A 276-nucleotide genomic window follows, 5' to 3' on the forward strand; every position below is an offset into this window, starting at 1 on the left:
TTTGCCATTGGAGATGAACCTCTCCGACCCGAGTTAGAGTTTCCACTGTTCGTCAAACCCGCTCGCGAAGGAACAGGCATGGGTGTGGATATGAACGCTATCGTCAACAATGAAAAGGAATTACGCGAACGCGCCGAATACATCATCAACACCTACCAGCAGCCCGCGCTCGTGGAAACATTCCTACCAGGACGCGAATTCACAGTAGGTATTATAGGTCGCGCGGATGCAAAATTATATTCGCGCCATCCCGAATGGTATGAAAAGGACGGCTTC

General features: G+C 50.4%; 1 pseudogene. It reads left to right on the top strand.

Annotation, left to right across the window (positions count from 1 at the left end):
• Positions 1-6 precede the first annotated feature (6 nt).
• Positions 7-276: pseudogene (locus tag ACY9Z2_RS18965) on the top strand (hypothetical protein); the annotation flags it as partial.

This window comes from Virgibacillus sp. GM2-2 (assembly GCF_055329585.1).